This window comes from Bacteroidota bacterium (assembly GCA_034723125.1).
Classification (GTDB): Bacteria; Bacteroidota; Bacteroidia; order CAILMK01; family JAAYUY01; genus JAYEOP01.
In genome coordinates, this window is sequence record JAYEOP010000293.1 from 1 (window position 1) to 2,835 (window position 2,835).

Here is a 2,835-nt window from a genome sequence, read left to right on the forward strand (position 1 = left end):
GTCAAATTCCAAATAAACAAATAAAGAAGTCGGCAGTCTTCAGTAAGCAGTCCTCGTTTGTGCTTGCCTAAATAGGGTTGGTTGACTCACCTCTCATTTCTCACCTCTCACCTCTCATTTCTCACCTCTCACCTCTCACCTCTCATTTCTCTGTGCTTGCCTAAATAGGGTTGATTTTTTTTGTTACTTTTTCCTCTGCGTTTCTGCGACTCTGCGTTTAAACAAATAAACAGTCTTCAATAGAATGACAAATAACCGCTATTTCTGATATTTACTTATAAGTATGAAACTTTAGTATCTTTATTTTTTTCCGACTTAAATCTCAAGATTAGTCATTTCCTCAGTTAATTTATAATCATATTCAGGATATTCGTAAACTGGCATTCTTGCTTCTGTTTCTCCTATTGAATAACCGTAAATATTTTCATAATCAGAAATATCCTCACCCATTTCTTCTAATTGATTCAAGTATTCATTAATTGATTTTGATTCAATAATTATTATCTTACCCATTTTATTAATTATCGGACTATGAGTTCTGGTATGGTCGTGATCAAATTCAAGAATCCTTCTACCGTATCTTGTAATCCCTATTACGCGATAAGTAAGACTTTTACCTACTCCCGGAAGGTTTATAACATTTCTGTCGGTAGAAAGGAAAGGTAATTTTGCTTTATTTCTCAAATCATCAATATTTTCTACCATTGTTTCAGCATTCAAAGGAAATTCTTTTATTGCTTCATGATATTTTTTTGGAACAATTCCAATAATTTTTTCTTCTAATTCTTCTTGAACAGCTCTCTCATTAGTAGCAAAATTATGATTGTTTTCCATGTATCCTTTTACTGTAAAGGTATAATAAGTTAGCACGCCAATATCATTAAGCACTTGCCTTAGTTTTGCAGAATGTCCTCTTCGTGATGCGGCAGCGGTAAAAACCAATTGGTTAGTTACTGTCCAACCTGCCGAAATAAGATTACTGATAGCCTCTTTTGCTTCAGGTGTAACTTCTATTGGTGATTCAAAATGGGTTTGAATTAAGAATTGTTTGATACCTATTTTTTTTGCTTTGGTTTTAAATTCTTTCAATACTGTTATTAGTTCAGGAGTCATTCTTTGAGGCAAATAAATAGGGAGTCTTGTTCCTAATCTTACTCTTAGTATTTCTGCATATTTCTCTCCTTCTTTACGGTTTTTGTTTGCTTCTTTTTTTCTAATAGCCATTTCGTAAACTTCATCTAATATAGCTTTTAAAGATTTGTCGGAACTCATTAACGCATCGCCACCGGTAATTAGAATATCTCTTAATTGAGAGTCATCTTCAAAATATTTGATAAGCCGTTTCATTTTTTCGTTCCAGCTTTCTTTTGGCTTTAGTTTGTCTAAATTAAAATTTAGGTTACCACTCTGGAAATCATACATCCTTTGGCATGATGCACACAAACCACCACAAGCTCTACCAATAGTATCGGGAATCAATATCGCAACTTCTGGATATCTTCTATGGACGTTATGGTGAGAGGGAAGTAACCATCCTGCTGCATTTGGTTTTCCGGGTTCTACAATATCTTCTTTTTCCCAAGCAACAATATGCCCGAATTCATCAATTAATTGTTTTGAGTAAATAATATAATCTCTGATAGCAAGGTCGCCACCAATTGCAAAATACGGTACTCTAACGTGCAATAATGATAAATAATATGGATTTATAAAAAAGGGAATGCCGGCTTTCTCTGCATCTTTAAGTATTTTTAATGTATCGGGATCAAGAGAGTTGCCAAGCATTTCGTTTAGCAAATCAGGGTTTCGTATTGCAAATCTCAAATGAAATGTTTTATCTTTCCACCATTCAAGCATTTTTAGAGTTTTTTGCTCTCTTGATATTCCTTCTTCAAAAAAATATTTTTTATCGCTTATTTCTTTCTTGTCAATTTTATCAATAAAAATATTAATTATTCTATCTCTGTTTTCCTCTCTTAATTTAATAATTCTTGGATCTAATCCTGATGGCCAGCGTGTCATCCATTTTAGTACCTTTTCTTTGTTTGGCAATTTCTTTTTACTTTTACCTGTAAATTGTCTGAAAAGATGAATCATATCTTGAAAAAAGTATGGTTTTGCTCCACCTGTACCTTGAGTTACTGCAAGCCAAATAAGTTCAATAGGATTTGAAATAGCTATTTCACCACGCAAATTAAGGTCTTCATATTTTATTCCTGCATTGTCAACGTAATCCAGTATTCGGATTGCTGCATAATCTTTCCACTTTAATTTTTCAAAAGTACTTCTCCCTGTTGCTTCATTTTTATAAAACATTAAAGCATCAGGACTATTTTGAAGCTCGCCAAGTATCCAATTTTTAACTCCCACAAGTGCTTCGGTTTCATTTCTTGAACCCTGCATTATTTCATGTAATATAGGATTTTCTTCTAATAATTTTCTTAATAATTTATGAGATTGTACACTAATCGCAATTTTGTCAAGTTTTGCTATTGTTGGCATAATGTTAATATTTTATTTGTTAACGTAATTTTCATTCAAGCAATTTGTGAAAAAGATATAAAGTAAGTAATTTTTAAAAAGTGTAAATATACAATTTCTTTTAGAAGGGAGTAATAAAAATAAAAGATTTTTTACTACTCAGCAACTTTGCAAAATATAAAAGCCACAGATTTAAAAACTATCAAGAATTTATCAAATCAATCTTCTTTAGCAAAAAACATATTAATTTCACCCTTTCCTTTTGCTTCTATTTTTCCACGATTTATGAATTTGAAATCGTTTTTTAATAAATTGAATGTAGCTTCCGAAACGTTAATTTTCATTGGTTCTGAG

General features: G+C 31.9%; 2 protein-coding genes. Both read right to left on the reverse strand.

Annotation, left to right across the window (positions count from 1 at the left end):
• Positions 1-315: 315 nt before the first annotated feature.
• Complete coding sequence (locus U9R42_08040; protein MEA3495970.1) at positions 316-2,502, reverse strand: KamA family protein; 2,187 nt, start codon at positions 2,500-2,502, stop codon at positions 316-318.
• Between the two features lie 197 nt (positions 2,503-2,699).
• On the reverse strand, positions 2,700-2,825 hold the full coding sequence (locus tag U9R42_08045) for an adenylate/guanylate cyclase domain-containing protein (GenBank protein ID MEA3495971.1): 126 nt from the start codon (positions 2,823-2,825) through the stop codon (positions 2,700-2,702).
• Positions 2,826-2,835 lie beyond the last annotated feature (10 nt).

Excerpts from the sequence above, each read along its gene's own strand:
- U9R42_08040 (MEA3495970.1), bottom strand. The coding sequence starts at position 2,502 with ATGCCAACAATAGCAAAACTTGACAAAATTGCGATTAGTGTACAATCT.
- U9R42_08045 (MEA3495971.1), bottom strand. The coding sequence starts at position 2,825 with ATGAAAATTAACGTTTCGGAAGCTACATTCAATTTATTAAAAAACGAT.